14 protein-coding genes are annotated in these 16,518 nt (G+C 42.5%); 12 read left to right on the forward strand and 2 right to left on the reverse strand.

Annotation, left to right across the window (positions count from 1 at the left end):
* Positions 1 to 161: 161 nt before the first annotated feature.
* Both DW938_RS07660 and DW938_RS07665 read right to left on the reverse strand, forming a co-directional pair.
* Positions 162 to 4,739, reverse strand: a complete 4,578-nt coding sequence (locus DW938_RS07660; protein ID WP_118124393.1) for an NPXTG-anchored protein — start codon at positions 4,737 to 4,739, stop codon at positions 162 to 164.
* Positions 4,736 to 5,455, reverse strand: coding sequence for a TetR/AcrR family transcriptional regulator (locus DW938_RS07665; RefSeq protein ID WP_242992447.1), 720 nt, complete (start codon positions 5,453 to 5,455; stop codon positions 4,736 to 4,738). The genes DW938_RS07660 and DW938_RS07665 overlap by 4 nt, the downstream gene beginning before the upstream one ends.
* Before the next feature lie 240 nt (positions 5,456 to 5,695).
* Between DW938_RS07665 and thrH the strand changes: the two genes are divergently transcribed.
* From thrH to DW938_RS07725, 12 genes are all read left to right on the forward strand, one after another.
* Positions 5,696 to 6,298, forward strand: coding sequence for a bifunctional phosphoserine phosphatase/homoserine phosphotransferase ThrH (thrH, locus tag DW938_RS07670; RefSeq protein WP_038673078.1), 603 nt, complete (start codon positions 5,696 to 5,698; stop codon positions 6,296 to 6,298).
* 26 nt (positions 6,299 to 6,324) lie between these two features.
* A complete protein-coding gene (locus DW938_RS07675) occupies positions 6,325 to 7,569 on the forward strand; it encodes an SGNH/GDSL hydrolase family protein (protein WP_118124394.1) in 1,245 nt (414 codons plus the stop codon).
* A 257-nt stretch (positions 7,570 to 7,826) separates the two neighbouring features.
* Positions 7,827 to 8,126: a DUF2325 domain-containing protein gene (locus tag DW938_RS07680; protein ID WP_022288593.1), complete on the forward strand. Its 300-nt coding sequence runs from the start codon at positions 7,827 to 7,829 to the stop codon at positions 8,124 to 8,126.
* Positions 8,127 to 8,169: 43 nt separating this feature from the next.
* Positions 8,170 to 8,742 (forward strand): DUF3793 family protein, encoded by a 573-nt coding sequence (locus DW938_RS07685; RefSeq protein WP_118124395.1) that lies wholly within the window; start codon positions 8,170 to 8,172, stop codon positions 8,740 to 8,742.
* A 12-nt stretch (positions 8,743 to 8,754) separates the two neighbouring features.
* Positions 8,755 to 9,162, forward strand: coding sequence for a flavodoxin (locus DW938_RS07690; protein ID WP_118124396.1), 408 nt, complete (start codon positions 8,755 to 8,757; stop codon positions 9,160 to 9,162).
* Between the two features lie 296 nt (positions 9,163 to 9,458).
* Positions 9,459 to 9,671, forward strand: coding sequence for a FeoA family protein (locus DW938_RS07695; RefSeq protein ID WP_022288590.1), 213 nt, complete (start codon positions 9,459 to 9,461; stop codon positions 9,669 to 9,671).
* 69 nt (positions 9,672 to 9,740) lie between these two features.
* Positions 9,741 to 9,962: a ferrous iron transport protein A gene (locus DW938_RS07700; RefSeq protein WP_022288589.1), complete on the forward strand. Its 222-nt coding sequence runs from the start codon at positions 9,741 to 9,743 to the stop codon at positions 9,960 to 9,962.
* 103 nt (positions 9,963 to 10,065) lie between these two features.
* Positions 10,066 to 12,555 carry a ferrous iron transporter B gene (locus DW938_RS07705; RefSeq protein ID WP_118124397.1) on the forward strand — a complete coding sequence of 830 codons (2,490 nt, stop codon included), beginning with the start codon at positions 10,066 to 10,068 and terminating at the stop codon, positions 12,553 to 12,555.
* A 51-nt stretch (positions 12,556 to 12,606) separates the two neighbouring features.
* Complete coding sequence (locus tag DW938_RS07710; RefSeq protein ID WP_118124398.1) at positions 12,607 to 12,765, forward strand: FeoB-associated Cys-rich membrane protein; 159 nt, start codon at positions 12,607 to 12,609, stop codon at positions 12,763 to 12,765.
* A 34-nt stretch (positions 12,766 to 12,799) separates the two neighbouring features.
* Entirely contained in the window at positions 12,800 to 13,177 is a 378-nt protein-coding gene (locus tag DW938_RS07715; RefSeq protein ID WP_022288586.1) for a metal-dependent transcriptional regulator, read from the forward strand.
* A gap of 177 nt (positions 13,178 to 13,354) precedes the next feature.
* Positions 13,355 to 14,053, forward strand: coding sequence for an ABC transporter ATP-binding protein (locus DW938_RS07720; protein WP_117865143.1), 699 nt, complete (start codon positions 13,355 to 13,357; stop codon positions 14,051 to 14,053).
* An 11-nt stretch (positions 14,054 to 14,064) separates the two neighbouring features.
* Positions 14,065 to 16,323: an ABC transporter permease gene (locus DW938_RS07725; RefSeq protein ID WP_118124399.1), complete on the forward strand. Its 2,259-nt coding sequence runs from the start codon at positions 14,065 to 14,067 to the stop codon at positions 16,321 to 16,323.
* Positions 16,324 to 16,518: the final 195 nt, after the last annotated feature.

The following is a 16,518-nucleotide window of genomic DNA, read 5'->3' on the forward strand; positions in this document are numbered from 1 at the left end:
GAACATTCCTTTCAATTATTGTATTTACATTTCTATTTTACTACTATTTTCGCCACAGGTCAAGGGGTAATTTAACTTTGGGTAACAAATTTTTTGTCATGTTGATCAAAAAAACAGCGGCTGCCGTTTGAGACAACCGCTGTGTGCAGTTAAGAGATCAGTTATTTCTTGTGTTTTTTCTTTATTCCCATTGCCGCACCGCCGCTTATCAACAGCATTGCAAGCCAAAGGCTCATACCACTGCCGCTTCCGGTCTGTGGATTTTTCTGCTCGCTCTTAGGCTTATCAGCCGTGGAGCTGTCTGCCTTGATTTCGCTTGAATCGTTTTTCGGCTTTTCTGCTGTAGAGCTGTCTGTCTTGCTCTCGTTAGTATCGCCTTTCGTTTTATCTGGCTTTGAGTTATCTTTTTTGTCATCACTTGGAGTGTCTTTCAGCTTATCTGTAATAGTGTCTGCCTTTTGTATCTCCTTTGTGCCGTCCTTGTCACCAAAATACTTGCCGCATTCTTCGCAGTACCAATACTCGATATTTCCCTCTTTGTCATGTGTTGCGTCAACTTTATCTATATGTGTGAGCTTTCCATGATCGTTCGGGTCGATATCGCCGTATTCACTGCCGCAGATATCGCAGGTGGCTTTCTTTGTGCAGGTCGCCTTGCCGCCGGAATGTGTACACTTGTATCCACACTCTGTACATTCGCCTGCGTTCCATTCGTGGGGTTCTCTCTCGATAGTCACCTCGCCGCAGCAATCATATTTTTTTTCATGTTCTTTACTGTCAAAGTCCCAAACAGGTTTGCCTGTGTGATTTGTCGGGTCGAGGTCGCCGTATTCTTTATTACAGAATTTGCACTTTGCTTTTTCAGTACAAGTCGCAGTGCCGCCCACATGGTTTTCGAGCACGGTTACTTCTTTTTCACCTGAGATGACAAAACCGTCTTTGAGTTTTGCCGAAGCGTAAACCGTCATTGTTCCGCTCTCAAGATCTGACGCACTTACCTTTGCGGTGTAAAGATCGTCTTTTGCGGTAAACGCCAATTCCGTACCGTCGCCTGCAAATCTGAAGCCTGCTGTCACGTCAGTACAGCCCTCAGGCAGAGCAAATGTAAATTCATAATCACCTAAAGGACAGGTCTCGTCAGTTCCGTTTATGGATATCTTCAAAATAGTTGATTTTTTCGTTTCATATCCGCAAATTGTACATTTCTGCCAATATTCGCCGTCTTCCGTATTCCACTTGTAGGCGTGAAGTTCCTTTTGGCTGTCAGTTCCGCACTCACTGCACTGCTTCCAATGTCCGTTTTCGTCGGATATATAATCGCCGAAGCTGTGTTCGATAGGCTCGCCCTCAGTAGCCTGACAGCGTTTGCAGGTCTTTGGAGCTGTGCAGGTCGCTTCTTTCCAATCATGTCCCAATGGGTTTATAGGCTCATCTTTGTACTGTGAACATTCGGAGCAATTAAACCTCTTCACACCCTTATCGATGCAAGTCGGCTCGGAGATTATCGTTTCCTCGTCAAATATATGTCCGTCTACTGCGCAGTTTCTTATTACTGTAAGCGTTGCTTTTTCCGATACCCAAGTACCCACATAGTCCGCATTTTCAGCGTTCTTGACCGTACATCTGTACATATATCCGTTAAAGCTTATGTTCGTTGCACAGGTGGTGAATGTAGTCGACCATTTTTCTTTGCCGTCCACGACTTTTGAATCAAGAGAGAACGTTCCGTCAGCTTCGGTAACGTCTGCAAAAGTCTTTCCATCGTCCTTGCTCACCTGCCATATCACCTCAGCTCCGTAAGGATTTCCCTGAGCGATAGGAAGTGTGAATGTAGCCTTTTCTCCGCTGTTTATGGTCTTATTGCCGAGTGAGGCTGTAAACTCAGGAGAATAATATATTGTAAGCTTTGCCGCATTTGAAACTACAGAGCCGTATTCATTTGATACAACACAGCGCACAAGCTTTCCGTTGTTTTCTTTTCGCACTTTTAATGAATGTGAATTGTCGTTGGTATGTGGGATATCAACGAAAGTTTCTCCATTATCGCTGCTTTCCTGCCACTGATATTGGAGCGGTTCACTGCCTGTTGCTTCTACATTGAAGAAATAGTAACGTTCAATTACGATAGTTATTTCTCCGGGCTTAACAGGTTTAGGCTGGCTAGGAGCGTTTGTTGCACCGCTTTGCGGGTGTTTTACTATGACCGGTGCTTTTTCGGAGAAGTTTATCGTAACAGGGCCGAAAACGGTCGGCTCAGTTTTTTGTCCGTCGCCTGTTGATACCCATGTTTTGCATCTTATCTGCCAGCCGTTCATTTGGCTTTCTATAGTAGGCTCGTAAACAGAAGAAGTTTCTCCGTCAATGGCGGTGAAAGTCTTTCCGCCGTCCTTGCTCACTTCCCATAGATATTTGAGCCTTACTGCGCCATTTGGCGTATTGTTTGTGACCTCGAATTTTGCCTTTTTATCCAAGTGGAATTTGTCAGGAGCAGTAAATACCGGTTCGTCAATGAAGATATATGCGTCATAGGTATATGAATGATTGAGCTTGGAATCCCAGCCTAAATAATATACATCTGCCTGATAATGCGTACCATTGTCACTGTTGCCCATACGCCCCACATACATGCTTGTGCCATGGGCATTTATTTTTGTGCGCTTGTCGTTTTCAACACTGTACCATTCTACTCGGATATCACTGTCTTGCAGTGAGGACGGCTCGTTTTCCATTGTTTTCAGCGTAACGACGTCGTTCTTTTTCACAACAAAGTATTTTAATGTTATAGGATCAAAAGGTATCCTATGCTCTAAGATATTCGTTCCATAACGCAGATTAAAATAGGTGTTCTCATCTTCAAGAGTGCCGTCAGCTTTTATTTTAAAAGCATTCACGCCATAAATGGAATCCTGTGACTTGAGCCAGAGATGAAGCTTGTTTCCGTCATGGAATATTTCTGAGCGGTTATAGCCATAAAAATCGTCATATGGCGGCTGACGTGTGTTAGCACTGCCTATAAACTCATTGCCATCTGCACCCCTTGCAACATAGGTGTACTTGTGTACCGAGTTTCCTTTTGCGTCCACAGCCTTGCCGTTGTCATTGAAGTCAGCGCTTCCGCCTGATATCTGCAAGATTACGTTGTCACCAAGCGTTCCAGAGTAGTTTCCGCTATCAATGATGACCTTGCCCTCTCCTACAATGTTAAGTCCTCGCACGATCGCACTGTTTGTAAATTCTATCGTGCCGCCTTTCAGCTCGATAGGATAAGTGAAATTATATGTTTTATCAGGGGAGGTCTTTAATTTTAAAGTTGCGCCGTCATAGACAATGATCTTCGGAAGCTCAAAACCGCTTTTGATATCTATGTTCATTTTGATATCGCCTGAAAGTATGTTTACATCAAATGGAACGTTGGTGTCCAGATCGATTTCATATATATCTTTTAGATCTATTCCGCTTGCTAAATAAAATGTTTCATAATCATGCATATCCTTGAAATATGACATTTTACCACGGCCATTATCATCTTTTATATAGATGTCATCCATGTTTTCTGTATAATACTCTGTATACCCTCCGAAGCCATACTGCGCAAACTTCTTGAAGTCAGCGGGACAAGTATCGCTTTCATAGAGTTTCAGCCGTCCCGAAACTGTTATTTCGTTGCCGCCTGATTTACGGAAACCACGATTGACGCTTTCATAATCCACATACTCTGTTCCGGCACGGACACGTCCTTTTCCTAAAAATTTTATGGCGTAATGGTGAACTTGTACGCCATATTCCATGAATCCCGGCGTGGACGGATTAATGTTTCTGCCTTCTACTGTGGCGTTGTTCTTTATTACGATACCGCCTGCTTCAAGGCCTGAGGTGTATTCTGAATCATACTCTTGTGGTTTGTATATCTCTTTAAAGACGTTACCTTCGACCTTACTGCCGTCAACTGTCAAAATTCCATATACCATTATTCCTGCAATAGTTGAACCTGCATTGTTGAAATATCCGCCTGAAGTGAGATTTTTTGGTCTGTAGTGTGTGTAATTGGTGCACTCTCCCTTAACAGGTCTGTATGTAGCACGACCCTCTACGGTGGTATTAGTGCCGTTTACATAAAGCGAACCCTCAACATAAATGCCGTTCATGCCCACAGTTGGTCCGTTTGCGCAAGCCCAGACAGTGCTGTAGTCATTAACTATCATATTATACTTTACGATAATGCAAGCGCCGAAGCTTTCGCACGATACATTAGTAGCATTTTGTTCAGTTCCGTCGCCGATAGTAAGATTTGAGCAGTATATTGCTGCGTCATGTGTTACTGCTGAAAATGTTCCGTCGCCAATGATAGTGATATTACTGTCAGGAGCGTAAATTCCGCTGTAGCTCTCATTGTATTTTGTTGCGGCTTGGCTTGAAAATGGGCTGTCGCCAAGATCAATGCTGCCGACAAGCTTTATGGTCAGATCTTGTTCGCCTTCAACGTATATAAGACCAAATCGGCTGGGTCTTTCGCTGTTGCCGTTTATACGTTTGCCTATAGTCGCCATATTGTAACCAAGAAGCGTCAGGGTCTTGCTTTGTATATCGTATTTCCAGCCCTGTTTGCTCCATGTTTTATCAGATGTTACCTGTTCTTCGCCTATCCATATGCCATATTCTGTGACCGCAAATGCGTTCAATGGTGTAATGGACATTACCATACATAGAGTAAGTATGATGCTCAATAACCGTTTTTTCATCTTGTTTCCCCCTCTTCATCATCTTTTGAAAGTTTAAAATCGAATGTCATTTCCAGCATTGCAAACAGCTTATACATGACCTCTGTGGCGATAGCTCTAATATCAAGCAATCTGATAAATGCAAGCACTTTTGCCTGTTCTTCCTCCGGTACTTTATACACTCGCATTGCCGCCGTAAGAAAACGTCTAAGCTTGTGGTCAAGCGGGAAATGGATATCGCATTTTCTTGCCATATAGTTGCGCATTATTCCTGATGTTCCGATTTCCATTTCATAGAAATCGCTTTCGGTATAGCCCGGAAAATTCGAACCGAATATCTGCTTCAGTTCCGACGTAGTGTGAACATAGATATACTCAGCCGTTTCAGGCATAGTATAAGCCTCAATGTAGATCTCTCGGAGATTTTCATTCAGCTCAGTGAGGGTTATCTGTATGGCAGTTTCCACAGCATATGTGTATATCGGCGACATATTATCACCAACAATGTTCTTTGCCACTCCAAATTGTCCGCTGAACATCGTGCCCACAAGTTCCATTAGAATAGCGTCTTTTGTGGAGAATAAATTCTGAAAGCTTCCTCTTGCAACGCCAGCTTTTTTCACTATCTGTGAGATAGTTGTCTGTTTATACCCCTGTTCCAGAAACAGTTGGACGCATACAGTGAGTATCTTTTTTTTCGTTTCGATACCGTCTTTTCTTGTAGAAATATGTATCACCTCTTTTCATTGTTTATTAATAATGATTTATAATTAGTATATGTATTAGTTACAGCATATGTAACACAATTTGTCAAGTGTCAGAAAGGGGTAACAGCGCAATTTTACAATGGGCAACGATTTTTTTGTATTATTTTTGCCTTAATGATTTAAAGCAAAACTCTTGTATTATTATAAAAAGTATGGTATAATCAAATTACGAATTTTTTGTATATTTCTAAGGAGGAAATAATTATGAGTATGTATATCACTTGTCTTGACCTTGAGGGAGTTCTCGTTCCTGAGATATGGATAGCTTTTGCTGAGGCTACAGGTATCCCTGAGCTTAAAAGAACAACAAGAGATGAGCCAGACTATGACAAGCTTATGAAATACCGTATCAACATTCTTAAGGAGCATGGTCTTGGTCTTAAGGAAATTCAGGATACTATCGCAACTATCGACCCAATGCCAGGCGCAAAGGAGTTTCTTGACGAGCTGAGAAGCTTCACTCAGGTAATAATCATCAGCGACACATTTTCGCAGTTCGCAGGTCCTCTTATGAAGAAGCTTGGTTATCCTACTATCTTCTGCAACACACTTGAAGTTGCTGACAACGGCGAGATCACAGGCTTCAAGATGAGATGTGAAAAGTCAAAGCTCACAACTGTAAAGGCTCTCCAGTCTATCGGCTTTGAAACTATCGCAAGCGGTGACAGCCACAATGACCTTGGCATGATTCAGGCGAGCAAGGCAGGCTTCCTTTTCAGAAGTACCGACAGCATAAAGGCTGAATATCCTGAGCTTCCTGCTTATGAAACATATGATGAGCTTATGGCTGCAATAAAGGCTGCTATGGACTAATAGTCTTTAATAAAGGAAAAACATAGATGAAAAAGGTAATATCACTTATAATGGCAGCGGCTTTGTCACTGTCTGCGGCAGCCTGCGGTCAAAGCGCTGACAGCAGCGTGGTTGATAAGTCAAGCTCAAAGGCTGATGAAAAGCCTGCGGTGGAAAGCTGTAAGATAGCTGATGATAAGTTCGATACATATGTGTCGAACACTTACGTTGCCACGGGAAACAATTTTGTGGTAAAGAAAGCTAACGAGGTAACATACAGAGCATATTTTCCACTGGAGGAATACGGAGAGCTTGAATACGCTTTCTATTTTTCAAATACTGTGGATTCTACATACAACGCTGACGGAAAGCAGGCTTTTGCAGGCAAAGAGGGCGGAGAGTATGAGATTTCCTCGGCTTATGTCTGTGACGGCGGAACAGGTCCGGATGACGAGATAACCTCACGCACTGAGGTAACATTTGACGGTGCAGGCTCAAAGAAAGTCGCACCTGCGGAAACTTTTTGGAGCGACCCTGTTACCCTGAATATCCCTGAGGATCATTATCTCGTGTGGGAATGGACGGTGACGGGAAGAGATATTCCATGCAACAAGATGTCAAACCTCACGTCTACCACATCATCGAAAAACGGCAGCGATTTCACTTATTGTGACGATGTGCCACTGCCGCTTCTTATAGGAGCAAAGCGTGATGTGAAATATCGTGTTACGGCTATCGGCGACTCTATCACACAGGGCTGTATGACAGACTTCATGGCGTATGAGTTCTGGGCGGCACGCATTGCAAAAGAGCTTGGTTCTGATTATGCTTTCTGGAACTGCGGTCTTGGCTGGGCGAGAGCGAGCGATTGCTCACAGAAAGGCAATTGGCTCGGAAGAGCGCTCAACAGTGACATCATGATAGTTGCGTTCGGCACAAATGACATCGTTTCGGGCGAATACGGCGGCGACGGCGGAAACAATGCCGACGAGGTGAATGGCTATATAAGCACTATCCTTGAACAATCTCAGGCGGCAGGCTGTAAGACTATCTTGTTCAATGCTCCTCCACAGGATTATGACGAGGAACACGAAGCGGTGAGAACCGCACTTAACGATACTGAAAAGCAGACGGCTGACAAATACGGCGCAGAGTATTTTGACTTTGCGTCACAGCTTTCAACACCTGAAAACCCAGCGGGTGCGCTCTATGGCGGACACCCAAATGGCGAAGGCGGCAAGGTTGTGTGCGAGGCATTCATGAAACAATTCGCAGAGCTTTTAAGCAAATAATATTTGTTTTTTACGGCGTTGTGTCTTTTGACACTTCGCCGTTTTTTTTTTTTTTGCAAAATAATACCAAACATAATCTGCGATATTTAACGCATATTATATATAGTATCTTCGCTTTTGCCGTGAATATTTTATCATGTGAAAAGTTTATACTTCTGACATAAGTTTCCCTTGACAAACGTGGTTAGTTTATGCTAATATGAATATGGTTAGTAAATACTAACCTAAATTATTGTAAAGGAGGAGTTAAGAAAAGTATGAGCGTTATAATAGTAGGCGGAAATGACCGTATGGCAACACGCTATAAGGATATCTGCAAATCATATGATTGCAAGGCTAAGGTGTTCATCAAATATCCTACAGGTTTTGATAAGAAGATAGGCAGTCCTGATCTGGCAGTGGTGTTTACTGATACAGTGTCACATAAAATGCTCAATGGTCTTAACCAAAGAGCAAGCAAACTTGATTTTCCCGTGGCTATATGCCATTCATCAAGCTGTTCGGCTTTGAAGAACGTGCTTGAAAAATATTGTACTAAAGGCGTTGTAAACGCATAGATCTATATGTATAGGTTAGGAATTTCTAACCAAAGGAGGGACTATGTCACAGTCTGAGCTGAGAAATTTTGAAAAAAGCATGGCTTATCATCTTGCCCCTGCAATGCTTGGAATAAAGCCTGCCTGTCTTATGTCAATGGAAAAGAACAAGGATGGGCTTGAAGAGAATGTCGAGCTTTTCAACAGCAGGGCATATACAAAGGGCATGAAGCTAACAGTGCTTTGCGAGTGCAAAAGCAGAAAGCTGCTTTTTCTCTATAACGAAAAGCTTTTATCTGACAGACTTGCAGACAACAGAGTAAGAAAGCTTCTTGAAAGCTTTGGCTATGACAGCCGTATGACCCTTGAACAGCAGCTTGAAAGGCTGTCTGGAAGAATATCCGCAAGTGAGGATTTTCCTCATGAGATAGGTCTGTTTCTTGGCTATCCTGTTGATGATGTGACAGGGTTCATACGGAACAAGGGAAGAAACTATCTTCTCTGCGGATATTGGAAAGTCTATTCTGACGAGAACAGAGCAAGACGTATTTTTAATAACTATGACAAGTGCAGAAATTATCTGTGTAATAAACTTGCTCAGGGCGAAAGCATTTACCAAGCCCTGAAAATTTCTTAGGAGGTAATCATAATGAAAACAGCAGTAATTTATTGGAGCGGTACAGGCAACACAGAGGCTATGGCAAAGGCAGTTGCAGAGGGTGCAGGCGCAGAGTGCTTCGCAGTTTCTGAGTTCAGCGGCAATGTTGAGGATTATGACGCAATAGCTCTTGGATGCCCTGCAATGGGAGCAGAGGAGCTTGAGGACAGTGAGTTCGAGCCATTTTTCGCAGGTATCGAGGGCAAGCTCTCAGGCAAAAAGGTAGCACTCTTCGGCTCGTACGGCTGGGGTGACGGCGAGTGGATGCGTCAGTGGCAGGACAGAGTTACGGACGATGGTGCAACGCTTGTAAATGGCGAGGGACTTATTGTAAACGAAACTCCTGACGACGACGCTCTCGCAAGCTGCAAGACTTTGGGCGAGGCTCTTGCTAAGTAAGCATATATCTCTAATGTAATAATGTCAACTGCAAACGCAGGCGGAAAAAGGCAGTTTTGCTTTTCTGTCTGCGTTTGTGCAGTAATCGAGTTATTAAAAACTAACTAAAGTTATACTTAACTAACTTATGTTTTTGTGCAAGCTTACAAAATTGAAAAAACGGCACATTTAGTCTTGACAAATTCGGTTAGCCGTGCTAAACTATATTACGGGTTAGAAAATGCTAACCTTTTTAATAAGCCTGAAAGTTAGATGAATCTAACTTTGGATACTGACAAAAGAACAGGAGGGTCTGAATGATGCCGCTGACATTTGCAAACGTAGGGGAAGAAAACATGATAAAGAAAGTAGGCGGAAAACCTGAAACAAGAAAGTTTCTTGAAAATCTTGGTTTTGTCGCAGGTGGAACGGTAACGGTAGTAAGCACTATCGGAGGAAACGTTATCGTTAAGGTCAAAGAATCAAGAGTAGCTGTTTCAAAGGAAATGGCTGCGAAGATAATGGTATAGGAAACATTTGGCGGTCAAGCCATGATAAATATGTTTGAAGATATTTTGTATAGTTAGGAGGAACAGGTTATGGCAACATTGAAAGAAGCTAAGATCGGTTCAACAGTTACCGTGAAGAAGCTCAACGGCACTGGTGCTGTAAAGAGAAGGATCATGGATATGGGCATCACAAAGGGTGTTGAAGTCCATGTAAGAAAGGTCGCACCTTTGGGCGACCCTATCGAAGTAACAGTCAGAGGCTATGAGCTTTCGCTCAGAAAGGCTGACGCTGAGATGATCGAAACGGTCTGATACATAGTTCAGGCAAACAGCAAAAATTTCATCGGCAGAGCTGATGTGTACTTAGAAGATGAGGATATATCAGAGTGCCGAAATTCTGAAAGGATCAAATTGTATGGAGATCAAAATTGCTCTCGCAGGTAACCCTAACTGCGGTAAAACAACTCTTTTCAACGCTCTTACAGGTTCAAACCAGTTCGTAGGTAACTGGCCGGGCGTAACAGTTGAAAAGAAAGAGGGTAAGCTCAAGGGTCATAAGGACGTAGTTATCATGGACCTTCCCGGTATCTACTCACTTTCACCTTACACACTTGAGGAAGTAGTTGCAAGAAACTATCTTATAAGCGAGCGTCCGGACGCTATCCTCAATATCATCGACGGTACAAACCTCGAAAGAAACCTTTATCTTACAACACAGCTTGTTGAGCTTGGTATCCCTGTTGTTGTTGCTATCAACATGATGGACGTTGTTAAAAAGAATGGCGACAAGATAAATACAGATCAGCTTGCTAAGGAGCTTGGCTGTCAGGTCTGTGAGATATCCGCACTTAAAGGCACTGGTATCAAGGAAGCTGCTGAGCTTGCAGTAAAGGCTGCTGAGTCAAAAGTTCCAATGGTACCTCAGCATTCATTCAACGGCGTTGTTGAACACGCTATTGCTCATATTGAGGAAGCATTTCTTCATGATGTTGCTGAAGAACAGCAGAGATGGTACGCTATAAAGATATTCGAGAGAGATGAGAAGGTCATTGAACAGCTCGGTATGTCTGAGCAGGTAAAGGCTCATATCGAAAAGGATATCTGCGCTGCTGAAAAAGAAATGGACGACGACTCGGAGAGTATCATAACAAACGAGAGATACATTTACATAGCTTCAATAATCAAGGATTGCTATAAAAAGAAAAATCAGGGTGGTCTTACAACATCAGATAAGATCGATAAGATCGTAACGAACCGTTGGCTCGGTCTTCCTATCTTTGCAGTAGTTATGTTCCTTGTTTACTATATCTCAATGGTAACAGTAGGTTCAGCCGCAACTGACTGGGCAAACGACGGACTCTTTGGTGACGGTTGGCATCTGTTCGGTATCGGTTCATCTGACGCTGAGGACGCTGCTGACGAATATGGCAGCTCGCTTGACATAATCAACGCATTTATCGAGCAGCAGGGCGGCGAGGCTATCGACAACGAGGCTGATGACTTTGATGCTGCCGCTGCAAAGACAACAGCAGACAATCTGCTTGCTACAGTAGATAAGTCCGCAACTGCTGATTATACAGTAGAGGACGAGGAAACACTTGAAGAAACAACAAAAACAGCTAAGTATGCTGATCTGGAAGCTGCAGTTGCAGCCGCTGAGAAGTATAACTTCGCTGATCCGGATCCTGCTGATTACGGCGTATGGGTACCAGGTATCCCTGTACTTATCGAAAGCGGTCTTGACGCAGTAAACTGCGCAGATTGGCTCAAGGGTCTTATCCTTGACGGTATCGTTGCCGGTGTTGGTGCGGTTCTTGGATTTGTACCACAGATGCTCGTACTCTTCATTCTTCTTGCTATCCTTGAGGCTTGCGGTTACATGGCTCGTATCGCATTCGTAATGGACAGGATCTTCAGAAAGTTCGGTCTTTCAGGAAAGTCATTTATTCCTATCCTTATCGGTACTGGTTGCGGTATCCCTGGTATCATGGCTTCAAGAACTATCGAGAACGAGCGTGACAGACGTATGACTGTCATGACAACAACATTTATCCCTTGCGGTGCTAAGACGCCATTTATTGCAATGATCGCAGGCGCTATCTTCGGCGGCTCTGCTTGGGTAGCAACAGGCGCATACTTCATCGGTATCGCAGCTATCATCATTTCAGGTATCATGCTGAAAAAGACAAAGATGTTCGCAGGAGATCCTGCACCATTCGTTATGGAGCTTCCTGCTTACCATATCCCTACAGTAGGCAACGTACTCAGATCAATGTGGGAGCGTGGCTGGTCATTCATCAAGAAGGCTGGTACTATCATCACACTGTCAACTATCTTCGTATGGTTCACTTCATACTTCGGCTGGGTAGACGGTTCGTTCGGTATGCTCACAGAAGACCAGATGGAATACAGTATTCTGGCTCACATTGGTAAGGCTATCTGCTGGATCTTCGCACCTCTTGGCTGGGGCAACTGGCAGGCAACTGTTGCAGCTGTTACAGGTCTTGTTGCTAAGGAGAACATCGTTGGTACAATGGGTATCCTTTACGGCGGCGGAGATGGTTCAGTTTACTCTGCTATCGGTGCTGCATTCACTGGCATCACAGGTATGTCATTCCTTATCTTCAACCTCCTCTGCGCACCTTGTTTCGCAGCAATGGGAGCTATCAAGCGTGAGATGAACAGCAGAAAGTGGTTCTGGTTCGCTATTGGCTACGAGTGTGGTTTTGCTTATGTTATCGCACTTATCGTAAATCAGCTTGGCAACCTCTTCACTGGTAATGTGAATGTTATTGGTCTTATCTTTGCAATAGCTCTTATCGCTCTTATCATCTATATGCTCGTTAGACCTTATAAGGAAAGCACAAAGCTTGAAAAGGACGTTAAGGTAGGCGCAAACGCATAATAAAAAGCAAATATCATCACTGATCTTGCATAAACAGTTGGGAGGATAATTATGGACACAGTAGGCGGTACGATTCTGATTGCAGTGATTCTCATTGCTATCGTGGCAGCTATAATTTACAAGCTCGTAAAGGATAAGAAACAGGGCAAAAGCTCTTGCGGTGGCAGCTGCGGCTGTTGTCCAAATTCTTCTCGCTGTCACAGATCATGATAAAACAGTAATAAACTTCGGGGAGGTCATCTGAATGCTGACTAAATCACAGAAAAGGTATTTATTTGCCATATACAGACTGGGTCAGAACGGCAGACCTGTCAAGTCCACAGAGGTAGCTTCTGTTCTGGGCGTGACAAAGGCAAGCACCGTCAAGATGACTCAGAAGCTTATAGACGAGGGCTATATAATCAAAGAGCCTTACCGTGAGATCACACTGACATCTGAGGGCATAAAGGCAGCTAATGAGCTTTATACTCCAAGTGTGATACTTCAGGATTTTCTTGAAAACCGTGTGGGCGTTGAGAGAAAAAATGCCGAGAATGACTCGGTGGCTATTGTTTCTCAGATATCTGATGACGCTCTCGACAAGCTTGTAAGCTTTGCTTTGCAAAGCACGACAAACGGCTAAATCAGTAATATTTATATCGTTAGATCCCGCCTTTTTCGGCGGGATTTATCAGATATATCAGTTAGTTGTAATTAACCACAATGTAAAGTAAGTTATGGCATACAAATATGTATGATATGACGTTTAAAGACGGCAAAGATATATTATTAAAATAAATAGTTGGAAAGGGGAATGAATGTGTTTCTTGAAATAAAGAACATAAAAAAGCATTTTGGCGAGGGCGAGAGCAGAGTTGAAGTGCTTAAGGGCATTGATATCGAAATAGAAAAAGGAGAGTTCTGCGTGCTTCTCGGACCGTCAGGCTCAGGTAAATCAACACTTTTGAACATTATAGGAGGAATTGACGCCGCTGACGAGGGGTATATCTCAATAAACGGCGAAAAAACAGCCGACATGAACGAAAAGGCATTGACCCTTTACAGAAGAAAGCACTTGGGTTATATCTTCCAGATGTACAACCTTATACCTAACCTGAATATCAAGGAGAATATCGAGGTAGGCGCATATCTTAGCGACAACCCTCTTGACGTTGACGACCTGCTTAAAACCCTTGGGCTTTACGAGCATCGTCACAAGCTTCCTAATCAGCTTTCGGGAGGTCAGCAGCAGAGAACTGCTATTGGCAGAGCCATCGTCAAGAACCCTGATATCCTGCTCTGCGACGAGCCCACAGGTGCGCTTGACTACAATACCTCCAAGGAGATATTACAGCTTATAGAGGACGTAAACAAGAAGTATGGCAACACTATCATAATGGTAACACATAATGACGCTATCAAGCAAATGGCTGACAGAGTTGTAAAGCTCAGAGATGGTATGATAAGAAAGAATTATCTTAATGAAACTAAGCTCACAGCCGCAGAGCTTGATTGGTAAGGAGGGGCAGCATGAAAAACCCTCTTATCAAGCGTTTGCCCAGAGAACTTAAGGGCGAAATAGGAAAATACATCGTTCTGTTTTTGTTCATCACAATGATGATAGGCATAGTATCAGGCTTTCTTGTTGCGGCAGGCAGTATGTCTGTTGCTTATGACGAAAGCTTTGAGAAATACAATATCGAAAGCGGAAATTTTGAACTTCTTCAAAAAGCCGATGATGATGCTATCAAGAAGATAGAGGACGGTGAGGAGAAGATAAAGGTATACGAAAATTTTTATCTTGACAAAGAAACAAAAGAAGTTGACAGCACTATCAGGCTTTTCAAAAATCGTAAGGATATCGACAAGATATGTATAATGGACGGTGAGCTTCCTTCTGCTGATGACGAGATCGCTATTGACAGAATGTATGCTGACAATAACAAGCTTAAAGTTGGCGACAGCCTGACGGTCGGTGGCAAGAAGCTTAAGATAACAGGTCTTATTGCACTTTCAGATTACAGCGCACTGTATTCTAATCCGTCTGATATGATGTTTGACGCTTTGAAGTTCGGTGTAGCTATCGTTACCGATACGCTTTTTGACGATTATGGTGAGGCTGATCTTCATTACAGCTACTCATGGAAATATGATAAAACCCCGGCAAACGACGAGGAAGCTCAGAATATGGCTGAGAAGGTCATGAAGCATATAAATGGAATCTCAATGCTCACTCAGTTTATTCCTGAATACTCAAATCAGGCGATACATTTTACAGGCGACGATATTAAGGGCGATAACACAATGATAACAGTTTTTCTTTATCTTGTTATGGTCATAATCGCATTTGTTTTTGCTATAACAACGGGAAACACCATTGCAAAAGAAGCAAACGTTATAGGTACGCTCAGAGCCTCAGGTTACACCAAGGGCGAGCTTGTAAGACATTATCTTGCAACGCCTATGATAGTCGTGCTTGTATCTGCCATTGTAGGCAACATACTTGGTTACACCTGCTTTAAGGATTTTGCGGTCAAAGCGTACTATGGAAGCTACAGTCTGCCAACATACAAAACGATCTGGAACGCAGATGCGTTTATAAAGACGACAGTAGTTCCTCTTATAATACTTTTCGTAATAAACCTTGTAATGCTTGTAAATAAACTAAGTCTTTCACCGCTTAAATTTTTAAGGCGTGATCTTAAAAAGCGTCAGAAGAAAAAGGCTTTTAAGCTCAACACAAGGATAGGCATATTAAAGCGTTTCAGACTTAGAGTCATCTTCCAGAACATTCCTAACTATATTACAGTGTTTGTTGGCATTCTTTTTGCTAATGTTATCATCTTCTTTGGCCTTGGCATGAAGCCTATGCTTCTTCATTATCAGGATATAATAGAAGATAATATGATAAGCAAATATCAGTATGTGCTGAAAATGCCTGTTGAAACTAAAACAGAGGGTGTAGAGAAATACTGTTCAGGCTCTCTTAAAACTGTCGATGACAAGCTAAAAGAGGAAACGGCAACAATTTACGGAGTTAAAGAAAACAGCAAGTTCGTTCATGCAGATATAAAAGACGGCGGAGCGTTTATCTCTGATGGTTATTCTCAGAAGTATAACATAGAGGTCGGCGATGAAGTGACGCTGAAAGAGTCTTACGGAGATAAAAAATACAATTTTAAGGTAGAGGGTATCTATGACGATCCTGCAACTATAGCAGTTTATCTGACAGACAGCGACTTCATAAAGACCTTTGGACTTGAGGACGGGTATTTTAATGGTTATTTCTCCAATACAAAGATAAAGGATATAGACGATCTGTATATTGCGACAACTATAACGAAAGACGACCTGACAAAAACATCACGACAGCTCATACTGTCTATGGGCTCTATGATAAGTATGTTTGCGACAGCGGGTGTTATAATGTTCATGCTAATTGTTTATCTTCTTTCAAAGGTCATAATAGAAAAGAACAGCCAGTCTATTTCTATGACAAAGATACTGGGTTACAACAACAGGGAAATAAACAGCCTTTATATAACGACTACGACCATAGTCGTTATAGCCTCAATGCTGCTGACTGTTCCTATAGTAAATGTCACTTTGAAGTATATATTCAAAGTTGCTTTCGCTCAGTATTCAGGCTGGATGCCATATTATGTGCCAGCAAAAATATTTGTTGAAGTGCCGTTGCTCGGTATCGTTTCATATGCGGTGATAGCATTTATCCTTACAAGACGTGTAAAGAAAGTACCTCTTGATGAGGCACTCAAAAATGTAGAGTAATTCTTCCAAATCATTCTTTCTTAATTGAGCTGTGCTGTCGGTATGTATCGGCGGCACAGTTTTTTGTGCTTTTTTATAACTTTTTTTGAAAATCGCTAATTTGGAAAAATGAGTTAGGCAATCGTCGTAAATTTTATTAATATCTTTACTATACTTTAACATATTATTAACAGCATAGTGATACATTATATGATA

The sequence above is a fragment of the Ruminococcus sp. AM43-6 genome (assembly GCF_003461785.1).
Taxonomy (GTDB): domain Bacteria; phylum Bacillota; class Clostridia; order Oscillospirales; family Ruminococcaceae; genus Hominimerdicola; species Hominimerdicola aceti.